This is a genomic window from Mesorhizobium sp. W067 (assembly GCF_054719525.1).
Genome location: NZ_JBTTII010000001.1, coordinates 3650742 through 3668418, shown reverse-complemented (window position 1 = coordinate 3668418; position 17677 = coordinate 3650742). Strand labels below are relative to the sequence as shown.

The following is a 17677-nucleotide window of genomic DNA, read 5'->3' as shown; positions in this document are numbered from 1 at the left end:
TGATTTCAGGTCGAATTGACCTGAAATCTGAATCCGGCTCTAAATCAAACAGATAGAGCATGATGTCGTCCGAAAACCGCTTCACACTTTTCGGCATCATGCTCTGTCTACAGACGGTGATCGGTTTGCGTCCTGTTTCCAGGCCGGTTGCCACCACCTCCGTATGGGCTTGCTCCCCGGTCGGGGACGGAACTGATCCGATCTGTCATTAAATCGCGCCGACCACAATATCTCATTGTCGAGTCAGGTTCGGTCGATCAGCTTGGCGGCAAGGTGCGACAGCAGCTTCACCGCTTGACCATAGGTCTTGGCCTTTTCGGGGTTGGAGGCGTTGCCGTCGAGCGCCCGCTTGTAGACACCCTGGCAGATGGCCGCCAAACGGAAGAAGGAGAAGGCGAGGAAGAAGCTCCAATTGTCGATGCCGCCCAGCCCGCGCCGCCGGCAATAGGCGGCGACGTACGCGTCCTCGGAAGGAAGGCCGAGGGCTGCGCGGTCGACGCCGCCAAGACCGCGAAAGCCCGAGGCGTGCGGCAGGCGCCATTGCATGCATTGATAGGCGATGTCGGCGAAGGGATCGCCGAGTGTCGACAGTTCCCAGTCGAGCACCGCCAGCACTTTCGGCTCACTGGCTGCGAAGATCATGTTGTCCAGCCGGTAGTCGCCATGCACGAGGGATATCCGGCCGTCATCGGCCGGCGTATGCGTCTCCAGCCAGGCGATCAGCCGGTCCATGTCGGCGACCGTGCCGGTCTCCGAGGCGCGGTACTGGCTGGTCCAGCGTGCCAGCTGGCGTTCGAAGTAATTGCCGGGTTTGCCGAAATCGCCGAGCCCGACCGCCTCGACATCGACATCGTGCAGGGCCGCCAGCGTGGCGTTCATAGCATCGTAGAGGGCGGCGCGCTCATCGTTGCCAGTGGCCTCCGGCACTGCCGGATCCCAGAAGATGCGGCCGTCGAGAAAATCCATGACGTAGAACATGCGGCCGATCGGCGTCGCCTCCGCCGACAGATGCAGCATCGCCGGCACCGGCACGGCGGTGCCGGCCAGCGCCTTCATGACCGTGAATTCGCGGTCGACCTGATGCGCCGATTTCAGCAACTGGCCCGGCGGCTTGGCGCGCAGGACATAGCGGCCGCTGGCCGCGGTCAGCAGATAGGTCGGGTTCGACTGGCCGGATTTGAATTTTTCGATGGAATGAAGCCTGGCAAAACCCGGGATGTGCGCCTCGAGATAGGGCGCTAGTGCCGTCCGGTCCAGCGCGTTGGCGTCGCCGCTCATGCGGTCTCCGGCTCACGCTCGATCAGCGTCAGCGTCAGCCAGCGCGCCGTCAGCGCCGGCTTCTTCGAGCCTTCGATCTCGATGGTCACGTCATGCGCCGTCTGCACCCAGCCCGACGGCCTGACCTTGACGTCGGCCAGCACGAAGCGGGTGCGGATGCGCGCGCCGGTCTTCACCGGCGCCAGGAAGCGCAGCGAATCGAAACCGTGGTTGACGCCCATCTTGCCCTTTTCCAGCGGCGGCATGGTCTCGAAGGTCATCGCCGAGAGCAGCGACAACGACAGGAAGCCATGCGCGATGGTGCCGCCGAACGGCGTCTCGTTTTTGGCCCGCTCGGGGTCGCAATGGATGAACTGGTGGTCGTCGGTGGCGTCGGCGAACTGGTCGATCATGGTCTGTGTGACCTCGCGCCATGGCGAGACGCCGACTTCCTTGCCGACGCTGGCCAGAAGCACATCGAGACTGATCGGTTCCACTGCGGTGTCCTCCCCTTGCCGCCGACCGCGGCTCATTCCTTGAACAATGTCAGCCCATGCTGCACCGACTGCCCGCCGTCGATCGGCAGGATGGCGCCGGTGACATAGGAACCGGCACGGCTGCACAAATAGAGCGTTGCGCCGCCGATGTCATCCGCCACGCCGATACGGCCGATGGGGACATGGCTGCCGACATGTCTGGCCTTTTCTTCGGTGCCGGTGGCAAAGGCGGTCATCCGGCTCTGGAAGGGGCCGGGGGCGAAGGCGTTGACGGTGATGCGCCGCGCCGCGAGTTCGATCGCCAGCGTGCGCGTCAGGTGGTGAACGGCGCCCTTGGACGCGGTGTAGGAATAGGCGTCGTCGGCCAGCGGCTGCGTGCCCATCACCGAGCCCAGGTTGATGACGCGGGCCGGATCGGCATCGCTCGCGGCGGCTTCCAGCAGCGGCAGCAATTCGCGCGTCAGATGGAAGACGGCGGTGACGTTGACGGCGAACACCTTGGCCCAGCCGCTATAGGGAAAATCCTCCAGGGAGGCACCCCAGGATATGCCGGCATTGTTGACCAGAATATGCAGCTTCTCGGTGCGCGCCTTGACCTCGCCGACCAGCGCGGCAATGCCTGCTTCGCTCGAGACGTCACCGGCAAAGCCTTCGGCACTGCCGGAGCCGCCGAGCCCGTTCAACTCAGCGGCGACCTTGATGCAATCCTCGCCCTTGCGTGAAGCGATCATCACGGTGGCGCCGGCTTGGACCAAAGCGGTCGCCACCATGCGGCCGATGCCGGTCGCGGCTCCCGTCACCAGCGCTGTCTTGCCGGCGACTGAGAACAGTTCTTCCAGATAGCTCATCGGAATTCCTCCGCGCTTTTCTGCTCACGGTCCGGGGCGAAAGGGGCTCGCGTTGACAAGGCTACCCGAAGTACGGTCATCCTTGCCACGGGTAAAGTGCCCAGATGCGTGAAAGGGTTGGAGACCGATGGCGGACATGAATCTCGGCATGACCGAGCGGCTGAAGCCGATCCACGCCCGTGTCGCCGCCATGGTGCGCGATGAGATCATGCCGCTCGATCATGATTTTTTGAGTGAGGTCGGCAAGGGCGGCGACCGCTGGGTCTACACCGCGCGGCAGACCGAGATCCTCGAGGGATTGAAGAAGACGGCCAAGGAGCGCGGCCTGTGGAATTTCTGGCTGACCGGGTCCGAGCGCGGCTATGGTCTCTCGACGGTCGAATACGCCTACCTCGCCGAGGAGATGGGCAAGGCGCATCTCGGCGCCGAGACCTTCAACTGCTCGGCGCCCGACACCGGCAATATGGAGGTGCTGGAGCGCTACGGCTCGGACGACCACAAGCAGGCATGGCTTGAGCCGCTGCTCGAGGGCAAGATCCGCTCGGCCTATCTGATGACCGAGCCGGACGTCGCTTCCTCCGACGCCACCAACATCGCCATGCGCTGCGAACGGCGAGGCGACGACTATGCACTCAACGGTGAGAAATGGTGGGCGTCGGGGGCCGGGGACCCGCGCTGCGCCATCTACATTGTCATGGTCCGCACCGGCGGCGAAGCCGAGCCGCAGCACCGCCGCCATTCGATGATCCTGGTGCCGTCCGACACCAAGGGCGTGATCAAGCTTCGACCGATGCAGGTCTATGGCGATGACGACGCGCCGCACGGCCACATGCACCTCCGCTTCGACAATGTCAGGGTATCGGCCGGAAACCTGATCCTCGGCGAGGGCAGGGGGTTCGAGATCGCGCAGGGGCGGCTCGGCCCCGGCCGCATTCACCATTGCATGCGCGCCATCGGCCAAGCCGAAATGGCGCTGGAGCTGCTGTGCCAGCGCTCGGTGCGCCGCGAGGCCTTCGGCCAGCCATTGGCCAAGCTCGGCGCCAATTTCGATATCATCGCCGAGTGCCGCATGGAGATCGAGATGGCGCGGCTGCTCTGCCTCAAGGCGGCGTGGATGATCGACCAGGGCGATGCGCGCGCAGCCGCGCCCTGGATCAGCCAGATCAAGGTCATCGCACCGCGCGTCGCGCTCAAGGTCACCGACGAGGCCGTGCAGATGTTCGGGGCGCAAGGCATCAGCCAGGACACGCCGCTGGCACGCTCATGGACGCATCTGCGAACCCTGCGCCTTGCCGACGGGCCGGACGCGGTGCACCGCCGGCAGGTGGCGCGTACGGAACTCAGGAAATACACGCAGGAAAAGGTCTGAGCGGATGAAGGCCATTATCGCCCGCGATTTCGCGCCGCTCGACCAGCTCGTCCATGCCGACAATCTGAAGGCGCTGGTCGGCTGGCATCTCGCCGGCAAGGTTCGGCCGGCCATCGAAGGCACTTATCCGCTGGCCGATGCCGCCGCCGTGGTGACGCGCGTGCTTGGCCGTGGCGCATCCGGCAAGCTCATCCTCAAACTGTAAGGAGCCCCGCCATGGCGATCCCCTCAGACATGAAAGCACTGCTGCTGACCGGCGACGGCTACACCAGGACGCCCTCCGGCAGTGCGCTGGAGGCGATGGAGCCGTATCTCAAGCTTGGCAGCATCGGCGTGCCGACGCCCGGACCGAGCCAGGTTCTAATCAAGGTCAGCCTCGCCTCGATCAACCCGTCCGACGTCATGTTCATCAAGGGCCAGTACGGTCAGCCGCGCGCCAAGGGCCAGCCGGCCGGCTTCGAGGGTGTCGGCACGGTCGTTGCCAGCGGCGACGAGCCCTATGCGAAAAGCCTGATCGGCAAGCGCATCGCCTTCACCACCGGCGTCACCAATTGGGGCGCGTGGGCGGACTATGCAGTTGCCGAAGCTGCCGGCTGCATTCCGCTGCTCGACACGGTCCGCGACGAGGATGGCGCGGCGATGATCGTCAACCCGCTCACGGCGCTCGCCATGTTCGACATCGTCAAGGAGACGGGCGAAAAAGCCTTCATCATGACCGCCGGCGCCAGCCAGCTTTGCAAGCTGATCGCGGGTCTCGCCAAGGAGGCTGGGTTCCGGCCGATCGTCACCGTACGCCGCGACGAGCAGATTCCGCTGTTGAAGGAGATCGGGGCTGCCCATGTGCTCAACGAGAAGGCGCCGGATTTCAAGGCAGCACTACGCGATGTGGTCAAGGCCGAGCAGCCGCGCATCTTCCTCGATGCCGTGACCGGGCCGCTGGCCTCGGCGATCTTCGACGCCATGCCGAAGCGCTCGCGCTGGATCATCTATGGACGGCTCGATCCGGACACCACTGTCATCCGTGAGCCCGGCCAGATGATCTTCCAACACAAGCACATTGAAGGCTTCTGGCTGGTCGAATGGATGCGCCAGTTCCGCGACAAGCGCGGCCCGGCGATCATGGAAGCACAGAAGCGCTTTTCGGATGGGCGCTGGTCAACCGACGTGACGGCGGTGCTACCGCTGGATGAGGCGATGGCGAAGGCCCCGGCGGAGCTGGCCAAGCCGAACGGGAAGGTGTTTATTAGGCCGTAGATCAGAAGAGTTCGAGGTTCTCCCATGAAGCAACTGTGGTTCGTTGCAGTCGTCCTCACGGGGATGGCAGGCTCGATTTCTGCCGAGGCTGCTGACAAGTTCCCGCCTTCCTGGCGCAAGTCGATGACCAATGACCCCAGCACAAACTTCTTCCTCAAGAAGTATTCGGCCGCCCTGGACAATCCTGCTGCGACCGCAGTCAGAAACATCGTGCTGGCGCGAGAAGTCGGCTCGGAGTGTCAGTCGTCCAAGGTCAATAAAGCCAAGCTCAAAGCATATCGCGACAGCACGCTCGGCGCGCTTTCGCCTGACGCCCTCAAGGCAGCGGCGTTTGAAACCCGCGTTGCGCTGCGCGGCTTTGACTACCAAGATCTCGCTCACCTCTGTGCCGGGATAGACTATCAATTCGGGCCGAAAGGAGCACTGATCGCGGGTGCGATATCACCGGGGAAAGGTGAGCCGAGGTACCGGTACGACCCGGCCAACCCGTACATCCAACTGCCAGAATTCACTGGCAAATAGTGGAGGCGCACGAACGGTTTTCAGTGCTGACGACCGCCCCCTCCCTATATCTACAGCCACTGGAGCCAGCTACTCCGCCGGCTCGACATTGGCGTACGCCGCTTCCTCAAGCTCCCGCTTCAGCCTCGCTTCCTCATGCGCCTTCGGCGTGACGAAGCGGCCGAGCAGGAGGTAGGCGACCGGGGTCAGGAACAGCGTCGAGACGGTGGCGAGACCCAGCCCGCCGACGATGACCCAGCCGAGCGCGATGCGCGCTTCGGCACCGGCGCCGGCGGCCAGCACCAGCGGGACCCCGCCGAGGATGGTGCAGATCATCGTCATCATCACCGGCCGCAGGCGGATGATCGAGGCCTGCTCGATCGCCTCGCGCACGCCGAGGCCGCGGTCGCGCAGCTGGTTGGCGAATTCGACGATGAGGATGCCGTTCTTGGCCATGACGCCGACCAGAAGCACGAGGCCAATCTGGCTGTAGGCATTGAGGCTGGTGCCTGACAAAAGCAGCGCAAAGATTGCGCAGGCAAGGCCGAGGGGGACCGTCGCCATGATGATGACGGCGCTGACGAAGCTTTCGAACTGGGCGGCGAGCACCAGGAGGATGATGACCAGCGCGAAGCCGAAAATGGTGATCATGGCGCTGTTGGTCTCGCCGAGCGTCGCGGCTTCGGCCAGCGGCAGGACGCGGCTGCCCGGCGGCAGCAGCGGGGCGGCGATCTGCTCGGCAACGCCGAGCGCGTCACCCAGTGCGAAATTGCCGTTCAGGTTCGAGGTGATCGCCACAGAAGGCTGCTGCTGTTCGCGGGTCAGCGACGGCGGCACGGCGCGCTCGGTCAGCGTGGCGATGGTCGACATCGGCACGAAGCGGCCGTCGGCGGTCTTCAGGAAGATGTTTTCCAGATCGGTCGGATCATTGATCGGGTTGGTGGTCGAGACCAGCTTCACGCCATAGCTGCGGTCGGCGATGTAGACATCGACGACATCGTTGCCGTCGAGCATCGCCTGCAAGGTGTTGGCGAGCCCTGATATGTCGATGCCGAGATCGGAGGCGCGCTCGCGGTCTATGGCGACAGCCAGCTGCGGCTGCGTCGGGTCGATGGAAAGCCGCGGCGTCTGGAAGCGCGGATCGGCCTGCATCCGGGCGATGATCTTGACCGCCGCGTCGCCGAGCGCCTTGCGGTCGTTGCCGACCAGCGCGAATTGCAGGCCGTTGCCGGCGCCGCGAATGCCGAGGCTATTGGCCTGCACCGGGAAGATGCGCACGGATGGCACCTGCCGGGTCAGCTGGCTTATCTGCGCCATGATCTCCTGCTGGCTGCGCGTGCGCTCGTCCCACGGCGCCAGCGTCATCACCATGAAGCCGGAATTGTAGGCGCCGTTCTGGCCGGCGTTTTCGAAGGTCGAGACGATCTCGCCGGAATCGCGCAGCGGCTGGATCAGCCTCTCGATCTTCTGCATCTGCTGCGTGGTGTAATCGAGGCTGACGCCTTGCGGCGCGTTGATGCGCAACAGCACGACGGCGCGGTCCTCGCTCGGCGTCAGTTCCTGGCGGATGGTGCCGAACAGGTTGAAGGCGACGCCCGCAAACAGCACCGCAACCAGCAGCACGATCCACGGCGCGCCGAGGCAGGCATGCAGGGCGCGCTTGTAGGCCGCGTTCAGCGCGCCACCGACGCGCGCGCCAATGCCGTGACCGCCTTCATGGTGGAGCGATGCGCCGGTCAACATGCGCGAGGCCAGCATCGGGCACAGCGTCAGCGCCACCACGCAGGAGAGCAGCACCGACATGGCGAGGACGAAGCCGAATTCGCGAAACAGGCCGCCGGTCTGTCCCGGCAGGAAGGAGATCGGCACGAAAACGGCAACGAGCGTCAGCGTCGTGGCGATGACTGCGAAGAACACTTCTTGGGCGCCGAGCACGGCGGCGGCACGAGGCCCCATGCCTTCGTTGCGCCGTCGCACGATGTTTTCCAGAACGACGATGGCGTCGTCGACGACAAGGCCGGTTGCCAGCACCAGCGCCAGAAGCGTCAGGATGTTGATGGAGAAGCCGGCGAGATAGATGGCGGCGATGGTGCCAATCATGGCGACCGGCATTGACAGACCAGGGATCAGCGTCGCGCGCCAGTCGAGCAGGAAGATGTAGATGACGATCAGCACCATGGAGATCGACAGGCCGAGCGCGATCTCGACCTCGTGCACGGCGCCGTTGACGAAGACTGCGTCGTCGCTGGTGATCTTGATCGACATGCCCTTGGGCAGGTTTTCCTGCAGCTTGGCGACGGCTGCCTTCACTCCGGTGGAAATATCCAGCGTGTTCGATTCCGCCTGGCGGATGATGCCAAGGCCAATGCCGGTCTTGCCGTCGGAGCGCAACGAGGTCTGGCCGATGTCGGGACCGAGCGTGACGGTGGCGACGTCGCGGATGCGCGTCGTGCCGCCGATGATGATGTTTTCGAATTCTTCCGGCGTCGTCACATCGGCCGTGGTGCGGACGATGAGATCCTGGTTGGTGGTGGTGATCGAACCGGCTGGTGAATCGAAAGCGACCGAGGCAAGCGCTGCCCTCAGATCGGCGACAGTGAAGCCGAGGCTGGCGAGCTTGTTCTGGTCGACATCGATGCGGAAGATCTTGTCGCGGTCGCCATAGACCTGAACGTCGGCGACGCCGGGCACGGCAGCCAGTTCGTCCTCGATCTGGTCCTGGACAATCACCGTCATGTCCTGCACCGACATGGTGTCGGAGGTGACGGCCAGTCGCATCACGGCATCGGAATTGGCATCGGCCTTGACGATGCGCGGCGGATCGGCGGTGTCCGGTATCATGTTGGCGACACGGCCGACCGCGTCGCGCACGTCGGAAGCGGCGACGTTCAAATCGACGCCGTCGTTGAACTCGATGGTGACGCGGCTCTGGCCGAAGGACGAGGTCGACGAGATCGACTTGACGCCGGATACGCGCGCGACCGCACCCTCGATGGTGTCGGTCAGTTCACGGTCGACGGTTTCGGCGGCGGCACCCTCGAAAGCCGTCGACACGGTGACCACGGCGCGGTCGACATCGGGGAGTTCGCGGATTTCGACGCCGTAGAAAGCGGCAAGGCCGGCCACTGCGATCAGCGTGTTCAGCACGAAGGCCATGACCGGCCTGCGGATGAAGAGAGCGGTAAAGCCGGTTTCGTTGGCGGTGCTGACAGGCGCGGTCATGAGCCTTCGGCCGCGTCCGCGGCCCGCTGATCCTGGCCGGCGATGCGGACCGCGCCGCCTTCGCTGACGCTCTGGGTGCCCTCGGTCACAACCATGTCGCCATCCTCGATCTCGGCGTCGATCAGCACCGTCTCGGTGTTGCGCTGGATGATGCGCACGGGAACGCGCCTAGCCTTGCCGTCCTCGATCTGCCAGACATAGGCGCCGTCGGAACCCCACAGGATTGCCAGCGGGCTGACGGCCGGATAGGTGTCGCCGGGGAAGCGCATGGTGATGCCGAACGACATGCCGGCGCGCAGCGAATCCGCCGGATTGGCGATTGCAGCCTTGACCAGCAGGGTGCGGCTCTTTTCGTCGATGTGGTTGTCGATGGCCGACACAGTGCCGGTATAGGCCTTGCTCGGATTGGCGATCGGCGTCGCCGACAGTTGCGCGCCGACCTTGACGGCGGCGGCGAAGCGCTCGGGCACCAGGAAATCGACCAGGATGGAGGAGCGGTCGTCAAGCGTGGCGATCGCCGACTGGCTGGTGACGTAATTGCCGGCCGATATCGGCAGGATGCCGACCGTGCCGGCGATAGGGGCGACGATCGAACGACGCTGCAAGGCGAGTTCGGCATCCTGCAGCGCCAGTTTGGCGCCGGCCAGCACCACTTGGGCATCGGCGACGGCGACCGGGGTCGCGGCGTTGGAGGCCCTCAATGATTTCACCCGCTCGAGCTTGTCCTGGGCATCCTGCAAGGCAAGCTTGGCACGATCTTGCGAGATCACCTCGGTCTCGGAATCGAGAACAGCGATGATCTGCCCCTTGTCGACGCGGGTGCCGGATTGGACGAGAAATTCAACGAGGCGCCCAGAGCTGTATGGGTTGACCGTCACCGAGGCGTTGGCGCGGCCGGTGCCGATCGCCTGCAGGCGATCGTTGATGGTGGCGGTGGTCGCCGGCAAGGCGACGACATTTGCCGGGCGGCCGGCAGCGTTGCGGCCGCCTGCCTGTTTTGTCGTGTCGACCGCACCGGTTGTGGCGGGCGCCGAAGCATAGGTCCAGTCGATGCCCCAGCGTGCCAGAACCTCCGGCGCGCCCGGGAAGAATCGCGCCCAGGCGAGGACAGCCGCGACCAGGATCACAAGCGCAAAAACGATCTGTTTCCAGGCGACCATCGACACTCCGGTTGGCAAAACGTCTACCGGTTTCGCCAAGCAAAAAAACGCGCAGCGACGCACCCAGTATGTGCGAAGCCGCCACAATATCATGGCTTTATGGCAATTCTGCCGCTTCCATGCACATTAAATCTGCGTAATTTTGCGCACTTGCGGCGGGGATTGAGCGTGTCAGCGCAGGCTTTCGAGGTCGCGGATGCGCCTGGCGCTGTCGGCCTCGAGCTGCCTGGTGACGGCGCCGATCAGCGTCTCGGCGACAACGAACAGAGCGGCCGAAGAGTCCCACGCCGAAGGCACGGCGGTGCGTCCGGCAATGACATGGCGGGCGAAGCGGGCGATCGGCGATAGCCACTGGTCGGTGAACAGCACGATCTGCACGCCGCGCTGATGCGCGGTCTGGGCAAAGCGTACCAGACTGTCCTGGTAGCGCCTGATGTCGAAGATCACCAGCACGTCGCGCTTGCCCATGTCGATCAGCCGGTCGCGCCAGATGCTCTCCTGGCCGGCAAGGTGATAGACATCGGGCTGGATGATGGCGAGATGGGCGGCCATGTAGCGTGCCAACGGATCGGTGAAGCGGCCGCCGATCAGGAATGTCTTGCCGCGCCGGTCGGCAAGCCTTGCGGCGATGTCGGCAAGCTGTCTGTCGGAGAGATGCCTGAAGGTCTCGCGCATATTGTCCAGCGTCGCCTCCAGCATTGGCGATACTGCACCGCTTGGGGAGGCCGGGTTGAGCGTGCGCGATGCCGGCGACTGCAATTGCGCCGCCAGTTCGTCCTGCAGCGCCGACTGGAATTCGGGATAGTTCTGGAACCCCAGCCTGGAGACAAAGCGCAGGATGGTCGGCGACGATACGCCGGCGGCGGTCGAGAACTCGGCGACCGTCTTCAGCCCGATCAGCGGATAGTTCGCAATCAGTGTCTGCGCGGCGCGGCGCTCGCCGGCCGGCATCGTGCCGATGCGGTCCGAAATCAGTTCGGCAATGCTGGAAATCATCGTTTTCCCCACCCCTGAGCCCGTCCAGACCGCTTCCCCGAAATCGCATTTGACAAAGCCGGACAAACTGTATGAAATCATCCACAGGGACGCAATGAGGCAAAATACGTAACATAAGATACAGCGCTCCCCAGGGGACGGCAGACTATGGAGAGAGCACGGCCCGCCAGCCTTGCATCGTCTGATACCGTAGGGGTGACGAACCCCGGCGGGTCCAGCCCTTTCGTGCTGACCTGCGACCACGCTTCCAACTTCCTGCCGTCCGAATTCGGCACGCTTGGCCTGCCGGCCGAGGACCTCTCCCGCCACATCGCCTGGGACCCCGGCGCGCTGCCGGTGGCGCGCCGCATCGCGACCGCCCTCGATGCGACGCTCATCGAAACCCGCATCTCGCGCCTGATAATCGACTGCAACCGTCCGCTCGACGCACCGGACCTGGTGCCGCCGGTCAGCGAGACGACGGCCATTCCGGGCAATGCCGGCCTGTCGGACAGTGAGCGCGCCGAGCGCATCGCTTTGTCGTGGCGGCCGTTCCACGACACGATCGCATCGATCATCGACGACCGGCAGGCGCGTGGGCAGGACACCCGGCTGGTGTCGGTGCATTCCTTCACGCCGGTCTACAAGGGCAAGAACCGGCCTTGGCATATCGGCATCATCCATGATGACGACCGCCGGCTGGCGTCGCCGCTGATAGCGGCGCTGCAGCGGCTCTCCGGCGTCACTGTCGGCATCAACGAGCCCTATTCGCCGGCCGACCGCGTCTATTTCACTTTGGAGCGCCATGCACGCTCGCGCGGCCTTGCCTGCGCAATGATCGAAATCCGCAACGACGAGATCTCCGGCGAGACCGGGCAGCGGAAATGGGCGGATCTGCTCACGGGCATTTTTTCTGACCTGGAACCCGAGGAGGCCAAGGGTTCCCGGCGACACGCAATGGGAAAGTCAGTTCAATCGGCCAGCTAGAAACAGGGGACGAAAATGGCAGGACCGGACAAATCAGACGCTGAAAGATCGGAGGATGTAAAAACCCTCCATAGCATGGGCTATGCCCAGGAGTTGGCTCGCCGCATGAGCGGCTTCTCGAATTTCGCAATTTCCTTTTCGATCATTTGTATTCTGGCGGGCGGCATCACGTCCTTCCCGCTGGCCATGGCGACCGGCAGCGGCTTCGAGGCGACTGTCGGCTGGGTCATCGGCGGCGTCTTTGCACTTGTCGTTGCCGCGTCCCTTGGCCAGATCGGCTCGGCCTACCCAACGGCCGGCGGTCTCTACCACTGGTCGTCAATTCTCGGCGGGCGCGGCTGGGGCTGGGCCACGGCCTGGATCAACTTGCTCGGCCTGGTCTTCGTCGTCGCCTCGGTCAATGTCGGCGTCTACGCGCTGTTCAAGGACCTTGTCTGGTCCGGCGTGTTCGGCAACGACGTCTCCGCGTGGGGCTATCAGGAGCAGGTGATCGGCGTTGTGATCATCACGGTCGCACAGGCGCTGATCAACCATTTCGGTATCAGGCTCACCACCATGCTGACGGATTTCTCGGGCTACCTCATTCTGGTCGTCGCCGTCGTGTTGACCGCGATGTTCCTGATCTGGGGCGCAAGCTGGGATTTCTCGCGGCTCACCACCTTCGTCAACAACACCGGTGATCCAGGCGCAGGCTACGTTCCGACCGCACGGACGGCACTCGTCGCCTTCCTGATCGGCCTGCTCTACCCACTCTACACCATCACCGGCTTCGACGCTTCGGCCCACACGTCCGAAGAGACCCACAATGCCCGCGTGGCGGTGCCGCGCGGCATGATCCATTCGGTCCTGTGGTCGCTGGTGTTCGGCTTCGTCATGGCCGTTTCGTTCGTACTGGCCAGCCCCGATCTGGCAGCGACGGCCAAGGATGGCGCCAATGCCTGGTTCAATCTCTTCAACAACCTGCCGGCACCATTCCTGCTGAAGAGCATCATTGCCATCGCAATCGTGCTGGCGAACTTCATCTGCGCTCTCGCCGGACTGACGTCGACCTCGCGCATGATCTTTGCCTTCGCGCGTGACGGCGGCCTGCCCGGTTCGTCGGTGTGGAAAACCGTCAGCCCGACATGGCGCACGCCGGTGGCGGCAATCTGGCTCGGAGCGGTGCTCGCGGTCGCAGCGACATTGTACTCGCCGGCTTTTGCCGCACTGGCGGCCGGCTGTGCATTGTTCCTCTACGTGTCCTACGCCATGCCCGTGGCCGCCGGCCTGCTTGCCGAGGGCAAGAGCTGGACCGAATTCGGCCCGTTCCGCCTCGGCATCTGGTCCAAGCCGTTCGCCGTCATCACGGTGCTTGGCGTTCTGGTGCTGATGTATGCCGGCATCCAGCCGCCCTTCGACATCCTGATCAACTATGCCATCGGCCTGATCGTTCTGCTCGTGGTGCTGTGGTTCGGCATCGAATCGCGCCGCTTCAAGGGCCCGCCGATCGGCGCCGACATTGCTCGCCGCGCTTCGGAGATCGCGGCCGCGGAAGCAGCCGTCGGCCAGACGGCAGGCTAACAGCAAAGACTAGATGCTCCGGCCGGCGCAAGCCGACCGGAGCAGGGCCGGCCAGCTAAGAATGCAAAGGGGACTACAATGGCAGCACCGGGTTATTCAGACACAGACAAGGCGGAAGACGTAAAGCACCTCCATTCCATGGGCTACGCCCAGGAACTTGAGCGGCGGCTAAGCCGCTTCTCCAACTTCGCCGTTTCCTTCTCCATCATCTGCATCCTGTCGGGCGGCATCAATTCGCTGGCGCAGGCAACGTCGGGCGCCGGCGGTATCGGTATCGGCATCGGCTGGCTGGTCGGCTGCTTCGTTTCGCTCACCTTCGCGGTCGCCATGTCGCAGATCAGCTCGGCCTATCCGACGGCCGGCGGCCTCTATCACTGGGGTTCGATCCTCGGCAATCGCGGCACCGGCTGGGTGACGGCCTGGCTCAACCTGCTCGGCCTGATCACCGTGCTCGGCGCCATCAATGTCGGCACCTGGACGTTCTTCATCGGCGCCTTCGGGCCGACGCTCGGCATCGAGGGTACGCTGACCAATCAGATGATCTTCCTGGTCATCATCACTGGCGCCCAGGCGCTGATCAACCATCTCGGCATCAAGCTGACTGCGAAGTTGACCGACTTTTCGGGCTACCTGATCTTCTTCGGCTCGATCCTGATTGCTGTCGTCTGCCTGTTCTCCGCCGAGACCTGGGATTTCAGCCGGCTCTTCACCTTCCACAACTACTCGGGTGAGGCCGGCGCCAGCGTCTGGCCGTCCGTCTCGAACGCCTGGGTGTTCGCTCTCGGCCTTCTGCTGCCGATCTACACCATCACCGGCTACGATGCTTCGGCACACACTTCCGAGGAAACCATCAAGGCGGCCTCATCGGTGCCGCGTGCGATGGTGATGTCGGTTATCTGGTCGGCGGTCTTCGGCTATTTGTTCCTGGCCGCCTTCGTGCTGATGATCCCCAACATGGACGACGCCGCCAAGCAGGGTTGGAACGTGTTCTTCTGGGCCTTCGACCAGCGCGTCAGTCCCGGCCTCAAGGAGTTCGTCTACCTCGTCGTGTTCATCGCCCAGCTGTTGTGCGGCCTCGCAACCGTCACCTCGGCTTCGCGCATGATCTTTGCCTTCTCGCGTGACGGCGGCCTGCCGGGCTCGTCGGCACTGGCCAAGGTCAGCCCGACCTATCGCACGCCGGTGGCGGCGATCTGGACGGCGTCGGTCCTGTCGGTGCTGTTCGTCTGGGGTTCGACGCTGGTTTCGGTCGCCGGTACTTCGGCCTACACCATCGTCGTGTCCTGCACCGTCATCTTCCTGTTCCTGTCCTTCACCGTGCCGATCGTGCTCGGCATGCTGGCCTGGGGCACGCCGAAGTGGGACAAGATGGGACCGTGGAACCTGGGCCGTGGCATCTTCATGCTGTTCGGGGTCCTTTCCATAGTGTCGATGATCCTGATCTTCATCATCGGCATCCAGCCGCCGAACGACTGGGCGCTGTACATCACCGTCGGCTTCTTCATCCTGACGGCGATTGTCTGGTTCGCCTTCGAGCGCAATCGCTTCCAGGGCCCGCCGCTGGGCGACATCATCGCGGCGCGTCAGGCAGCGATCAAGGCTGCCGAACAGGCTGTCGGCGAAACCGGCCACTGACGTCACCATCATGGCCATGGCCGGCGTGCAGCCGGCTATGGTTTCGTCCTCAACGACCAAGCACTGGAGTGCCAAAGGAATGGCCGGAAATTTCTCGTTCGATCAGTTGAAGAAAGCGGTCTCCAATGGCGAGATCGACACGGTGCTGGCCTGCATCGTCGACATGCAGGGGCGGCTCGCGGGAAAGCGTTTCCTGGCGCAGTACTTTGTGGATTCTGCTCATGACGAGACGCATGGCTGCAACTATCTGCTCGCCGCCGACATCGATATGGAGCCGGTGCCGGGCTACAAGGCGGCAAGCTGGTCGAAGGGCTATGGCGACTTCGTCATGAAGCCGGACCTTGCCACGCTGCGGCGGATTCCGTGGCTGGAAAAGACCGCGCTGGTGATCTGCGACGTGCTCGACCACCACACCCATGACGACCTTCCGCATTCGCCGCGCGCGATGCTGAAAAAGCAGGTCAAGCGGCTCACCGAACGCGGCTATATCGGCTACTTCGCCTCCGAGCTCGAATTCTACCTGTTCAACGAGACCTACGATTCCGCCCGCAAGAAGCACTGGCAGGGGCTCGACACCGCGTCGCCCTATATCGGCGACTACCAGATCGGCATCACCACCAAGGAAGAAGGCGTCATGCGCCGGCTTCGCAACGAGATGGAAGCGGCGGGCATTCCGATCGAAAACTCCAAGGGCGAATGGGGCCCGGGCCAGGAAGAGATCAATGTCCGCTATGCCGAGGCGCTCGACATGGCGGACCGCCACGTCATCCTGAAGAACGGCGCCAAGGAGATTGCCGAGTCCGAAGGCAAGTCGATTTCCTTCATGTCGAAATACAATTACGGGCTCGCCGGTAATTCCAGCCACATCCACAATTCGCTGTGGAGCGCCGATGGCAAGACGCCATTGTTCTTCGACAAGAAGGCGGACTGGACTTTGTCCACGCTTGGCCAGCAATGGGCGGCTGGGCAACTGAAATATGCCAGGGAGTTTACCTGGTTCCTGGCGCCCTACATCAACTCCTACAAGCGCTTCCAGGCCGGCACCTTCGCACCGACCAAGATCATGTGGAGCGAGGACAACCGCACCGCCGGCTTCCGCCTGTGCGGTGAGGGCACCAAGGGCATCCGCATGGAATGCCGCATCGGCGGCGCCGACCTGAACCCCTATCTCGCTTTCGCGGCGCTGATCGCCGCCGGCCTTGCCGGCATCGACGAGAAGCTCGAACTGCAGAAGCCGTTCGTCGGCGATGCCTACCAGGCCTCGCGCCTGCCGGAGATCCCGAAGACGCTGCGCGACGCCACCGAGACGCTGGCCAAGTCGAAGATGCTGAAGCAGGCGCTCGGCGACGATGTGCTCGAACATTATGTCCACACCGCAAAGTGGGAGCAATTCGAATACGACCGCCGCATTACGGATTGGGAACTGCACAGAGGGTTCGAGCGGTATTAAACTTTATACAGCTTTAATGTTGACACTGTAGTGAAGTTAGTACCATATGGTACCTGTAAACTGCAGTGCGCTACATTGAGGAGTTTGCAATGTCCAAATATGCGCCGCTCAAGGACTTTCTCATTGCCCAAAATGTCGATCGCGTTCCGATGTCATTCGCCGAAATCGAGAGAGTGCTCAATCTGCCGCTGCCCGCATCGAAGCAATACCCTGCATGGTGGAGCAACAATCCGAGCAACAATCCCATGACAAGGGAGTGGCTTGAGGCTGGGTTCGAGACCGAATCCGTCAATATAGGGAGTGGGAAACTGGTATTTCGCCGCGTTCGCAAAGTACCCATTTCGGCGCCGCCCAGTGGTAGCGTGCCTGCCGCGCCAAAGGAGGCGCGCGCGGATCGCCACCCCGGTTTTGGTTTCATGAAGGGCCTAATAACGATCGAAGCCGGATTTGATATCACCAAACCTTTCGATGACGAGCCATGGGACCGGGGCTATCTGGGCGGTGAGGCTGACGCGCGTGACGGCAAACTTGCGGTGCGTAAATGAGCGAAGGGCCAAACCTGCTTCTGGATACATGTGCGGTGATCTTTGTCGCCAACGATAGTCTGATCGATCCGCACGCAAGCCGGGAGATTTCGGAAGCGGCCTATGACGGCCGTCTGTATCTTTCACCGATGTCGGCATGGGAGATCGGAATCGGCGTAGCCAAGGGTCGGCTCAATCTGCCATTGGCACCACTCGACTTCGTGGAGCGATTCATCGAGCGAATGTCGGCAAAGCTCAGCGCTATCTCACCAGCCATTCTGATTGCGTCATCCAACCTGCCCGGTCCGCCTCATGGTGATCCCATCGATCGGATACTGATGGCAAGTGCGAGAGCGTTGGACATGGTTCTGGTGACGCGTGACGAGCCCATCCTTCGCTATGGCCGCAATGGCCATCTGCGCACCCTAGCCTGCTAAC

16 protein-coding genes are annotated in these 17677 nt (G+C 63.3%); 10 read left to right on the top strand and 6 right to left on the bottom strand.

The features are described from left to right. Positions 1 to 243: 243 nt before the first annotated feature. From ACYG97_RS17835 to ACYG97_RS17825, 3 genes are read right to left on the bottom strand one after another with little or no spacing between them, the layout of a single operon-like run. On the bottom strand, positions 244 to 1278 hold the full coding sequence (locus ACYG97_RS17835) for a phosphotransferase (protein ID WP_023733517.1): 1035 nt from the start codon (positions 1276 to 1278) through the stop codon (positions 244 to 246). After that, on the bottom strand, positions 1275 to 1790 hold the full coding sequence (locus ACYG97_RS17830; protein ID WP_280790513.1) for a MaoC family dehydratase: 516 nt from the start codon (positions 1788 to 1790) through the stop codon (positions 1275 to 1277). The genes ACYG97_RS17835 and ACYG97_RS17830 overlap by 4 nt, the downstream gene beginning before the upstream one ends. Next, positions 1787 to 2602: an SDR family oxidoreductase gene (locus tag ACYG97_RS17825; RefSeq protein WP_023671153.1), complete on the bottom strand. Its 816-nt coding sequence runs from the start codon at positions 2600 to 2602 to the stop codon at positions 1787 to 1789. Before ACYG97_RS17825 ends, ACYG97_RS17830 begins: the two co-directional genes overlap by 4 nt. Before the next feature lie 127 nt (positions 2603 to 2729). Here ACYG97_RS17825 and ACYG97_RS17820 point away from each other — a divergent pair, with 127 nt between their 5' ends. From ACYG97_RS17820 to ACYG97_RS17805, 4 genes are read left to right on the top strand one after another with little or no spacing between them, the layout of a single operon-like run. Further along, the gene (locus ACYG97_RS17820) at positions 2730 to 3971 is read left to right on the top strand and encodes an acyl-CoA dehydrogenase family protein (RefSeq protein ID WP_023733516.1); all 1242 of its coding nucleotides are present in this window, start codon (positions 2730 to 2732) and stop codon (positions 3969 to 3971) included. Next, positions 3892 to 4176, top strand: a complete 285-nt coding sequence (locus tag ACYG97_RS17815; protein ID WP_196813644.1) for a zinc-binding dehydrogenase — start codon at positions 3892 to 3894, stop codon at positions 4174 to 4176. Before ACYG97_RS17820 ends, ACYG97_RS17815 begins: the two co-directional genes overlap by 80 nt. 11 nt (positions 4177 to 4187) lie before the next feature. Beyond that, positions 4188 to 5225: a zinc-binding dehydrogenase gene (locus ACYG97_RS17810; RefSeq protein WP_023691846.1), complete on the top strand. Its 1038-nt coding sequence runs from the start codon at positions 4188 to 4190 to the stop codon at positions 5223 to 5225. A 24-nt stretch (positions 5226 to 5249) separates the two neighbouring features. Next, the gene (locus ACYG97_RS17805; RefSeq protein ID WP_023671157.1) at positions 5250 to 5747 is read left to right on the top strand and encodes a hypothetical protein; all 498 of its coding nucleotides are present in this window, start codon (positions 5250 to 5252) and stop codon (positions 5745 to 5747) included. A 69-nt stretch (positions 5748 to 5816) separates the two neighbouring features. Here ACYG97_RS17805 and ACYG97_RS17800 read toward each other — a convergent pair whose 3' ends face one another. The 3 genes from ACYG97_RS17800 to ACYG97_RS17790 form a co-directional block, all read right to left on the bottom strand. After that, complete coding sequence (locus ACYG97_RS17800) at positions 5817 to 8948, bottom strand: efflux RND transporter permease subunit (RefSeq protein WP_023733515.1); 3132 nt, start codon at positions 8946 to 8948, stop codon at positions 5817 to 5819. Further along, complete coding sequence (locus tag ACYG97_RS17795; protein ID WP_023733514.1) at positions 8945 to 10108, bottom strand: efflux RND transporter periplasmic adaptor subunit; 1164 nt, start codon at positions 10106 to 10108, stop codon at positions 8945 to 8947. Before ACYG97_RS17795 ends, ACYG97_RS17800 begins: the two co-directional genes overlap by 4 nt. A 171-nt stretch (positions 10109 to 10279) precedes the next feature. Beyond that, complete coding sequence (locus tag ACYG97_RS17790; protein WP_023671160.1) at positions 10280 to 11104, bottom strand: MurR/RpiR family transcriptional regulator; 825 nt, start codon at positions 11102 to 11104, stop codon at positions 10280 to 10282. 147 nt (positions 11105 to 11251) lie between these two features. Here ACYG97_RS17790 and ACYG97_RS17785 point away from each other — a divergent pair, with 147 nt between their 5' ends. The 6 genes from ACYG97_RS17785 (at position 11252) to ACYG97_RS17760 (ending at position 17676) form a co-directional block, all read left to right on the top strand. Further along, positions 11252 to 12070, top strand: a complete 819-nt coding sequence (locus ACYG97_RS17785) for an N-formylglutamate amidohydrolase (RefSeq protein ID WP_023671161.1) — start codon at positions 11252 to 11254, stop codon at positions 12068 to 12070. 15 nt (positions 12071 to 12085) lie between these two features. Continuing rightward, on the top strand, positions 12086 to 13630 hold the full coding sequence (locus tag ACYG97_RS17780) for an amino acid permease (protein ID WP_023691842.1): 1545 nt from the start codon (positions 12086 to 12088) through the stop codon (positions 13628 to 13630). Positions 13631 to 13708: 78 nt separating this feature from the next. Continuing rightward, positions 13709 to 15265, top strand: coding sequence for an amino acid permease (locus tag ACYG97_RS17775; RefSeq protein WP_023671163.1), 1557 nt, complete (start codon positions 13709 to 13711; stop codon positions 15263 to 15265). A gap of 79 nt (positions 15266 to 15344) precedes the next feature. After that, positions 15345 to 16715 carry a glutamine synthetase family protein gene (locus ACYG97_RS17770; protein ID WP_023671164.1) on the top strand — a complete coding sequence of 457 codons (1371 nt, stop codon included), beginning with the start codon at positions 15345 to 15347 and terminating at the stop codon, positions 16713 to 16715. Positions 16716 to 16804: 89 nt separating this feature from the next. Continuing rightward, a complete protein-coding gene (locus tag ACYG97_RS17765; protein ID WP_023695631.1) occupies positions 16805 to 17260 on the top strand; it encodes a DUF7662 domain-containing protein in 456 nt (151 codons plus the stop codon). After that, positions 17257 to 17676 carry a type II toxin-antitoxin system VapC family toxin gene (locus ACYG97_RS17760; RefSeq protein WP_027049802.1) on the top strand — a complete coding sequence of 140 codons (420 nt, stop codon included), beginning with the start codon at positions 17257 to 17259 and terminating at the stop codon, positions 17674 to 17676. Before ACYG97_RS17765 ends, ACYG97_RS17760 begins: the two co-directional genes overlap by 4 nt. The last annotated feature ends 1 nt before the right edge of the window (position 17677 follow it).

What these genes read in the sequence shown, in the direction of transcription:
- ACYG97_RS17805 (WP_023671157.1), top strand. Translation starts at nt 5,250, where the DNA reads ATGAAGCAACTGTGGTTCGTTGCAGTCGTCCTCACGGGGATGGCAGGC.
- ACYG97_RS17835 (WP_023733517.1), bottom strand. Translation starts at nt 1,278, where the DNA reads ATGAGCGGCGACGCCAACGCGCTGGACCGGACGGCACTAGCGCCCTAT.
- ACYG97_RS17790 (WP_023671160.1), bottom strand. Translation starts at nt 11,104, where the DNA reads ATGATTTCCAGCATTGCCGAACTGATTTCGGACCGCATCGGCACGATG.
- ACYG97_RS17830 (WP_280790513.1), bottom strand. Translation starts at nt 1,790, where the DNA reads ATGAGCCGCGGTCGGCGGCAAGGGGAGGACACCGCAGTGGAACCGATC.
- ACYG97_RS17780 (WP_023691842.1), top strand. Translation starts at nt 12,086, where the DNA reads ATGGCAGGACCGGACAAATCAGACGCTGAAAGATCGGAGGATGTAAAA.
- ACYG97_RS17820 (WP_023733516.1), top strand. Translation starts at nt 2,730, where the DNA reads ATGGCGGACATGAATCTCGGCATGACCGAGCGGCTGAAGCCGATCCAC.
- ACYG97_RS17770 (WP_023671164.1), top strand. Translation starts at nt 15,345, where the DNA reads ATGGCCGGAAATTTCTCGTTCGATCAGTTGAAGAAAGCGGTCTCCAAT.
- ACYG97_RS17810 (WP_023691846.1), top strand. Translation starts at nt 4,188, where the DNA reads ATGGCGATCCCCTCAGACATGAAAGCACTGCTGCTGACCGGCGACGGC.
- ACYG97_RS17785 (WP_023671161.1), top strand. Translation starts at nt 11,252, where the DNA reads ATGGAGAGAGCACGGCCCGCCAGCCTTGCATCGTCTGATACCGTAGGG.
- ACYG97_RS17800 (WP_023733515.1), bottom strand. Translation starts at nt 8,948, where the DNA reads ATGACCGCGCCTGTCAGCACCGCCAACGAAACCGGCTTTACCGCTCTC.
- ACYG97_RS17775 (WP_023671163.1), top strand. Translation starts at nt 13,709, where the DNA reads ATGGCAGCACCGGGTTATTCAGACACAGACAAGGCGGAAGACGTAAAG.
- ACYG97_RS17825 (WP_023671153.1), bottom strand. Translation starts at nt 2,602, where the DNA reads ATGAGCTATCTGGAAGAACTGTTCTCAGTCGCCGGCAAGACAGCGCTG.
- ACYG97_RS17760 (WP_027049802.1), top strand. Translation starts at nt 17,257, where the DNA reads ATGAGCGAAGGGCCAAACCTGCTTCTGGATACATGTGCGGTGATCTTT.
- ACYG97_RS17795 (WP_023733514.1), bottom strand. Translation starts at nt 10,108, where the DNA reads ATGGTCGCCTGGAAACAGATCGTTTTTGCGCTTGTGATCCTGGTCGCG.
- ACYG97_RS17765 (WP_023695631.1), top strand. Translation starts at nt 16,805, where the DNA reads ATGTCCAAATATGCGCCGCTCAAGGACTTTCTCATTGCCCAAAATGTC.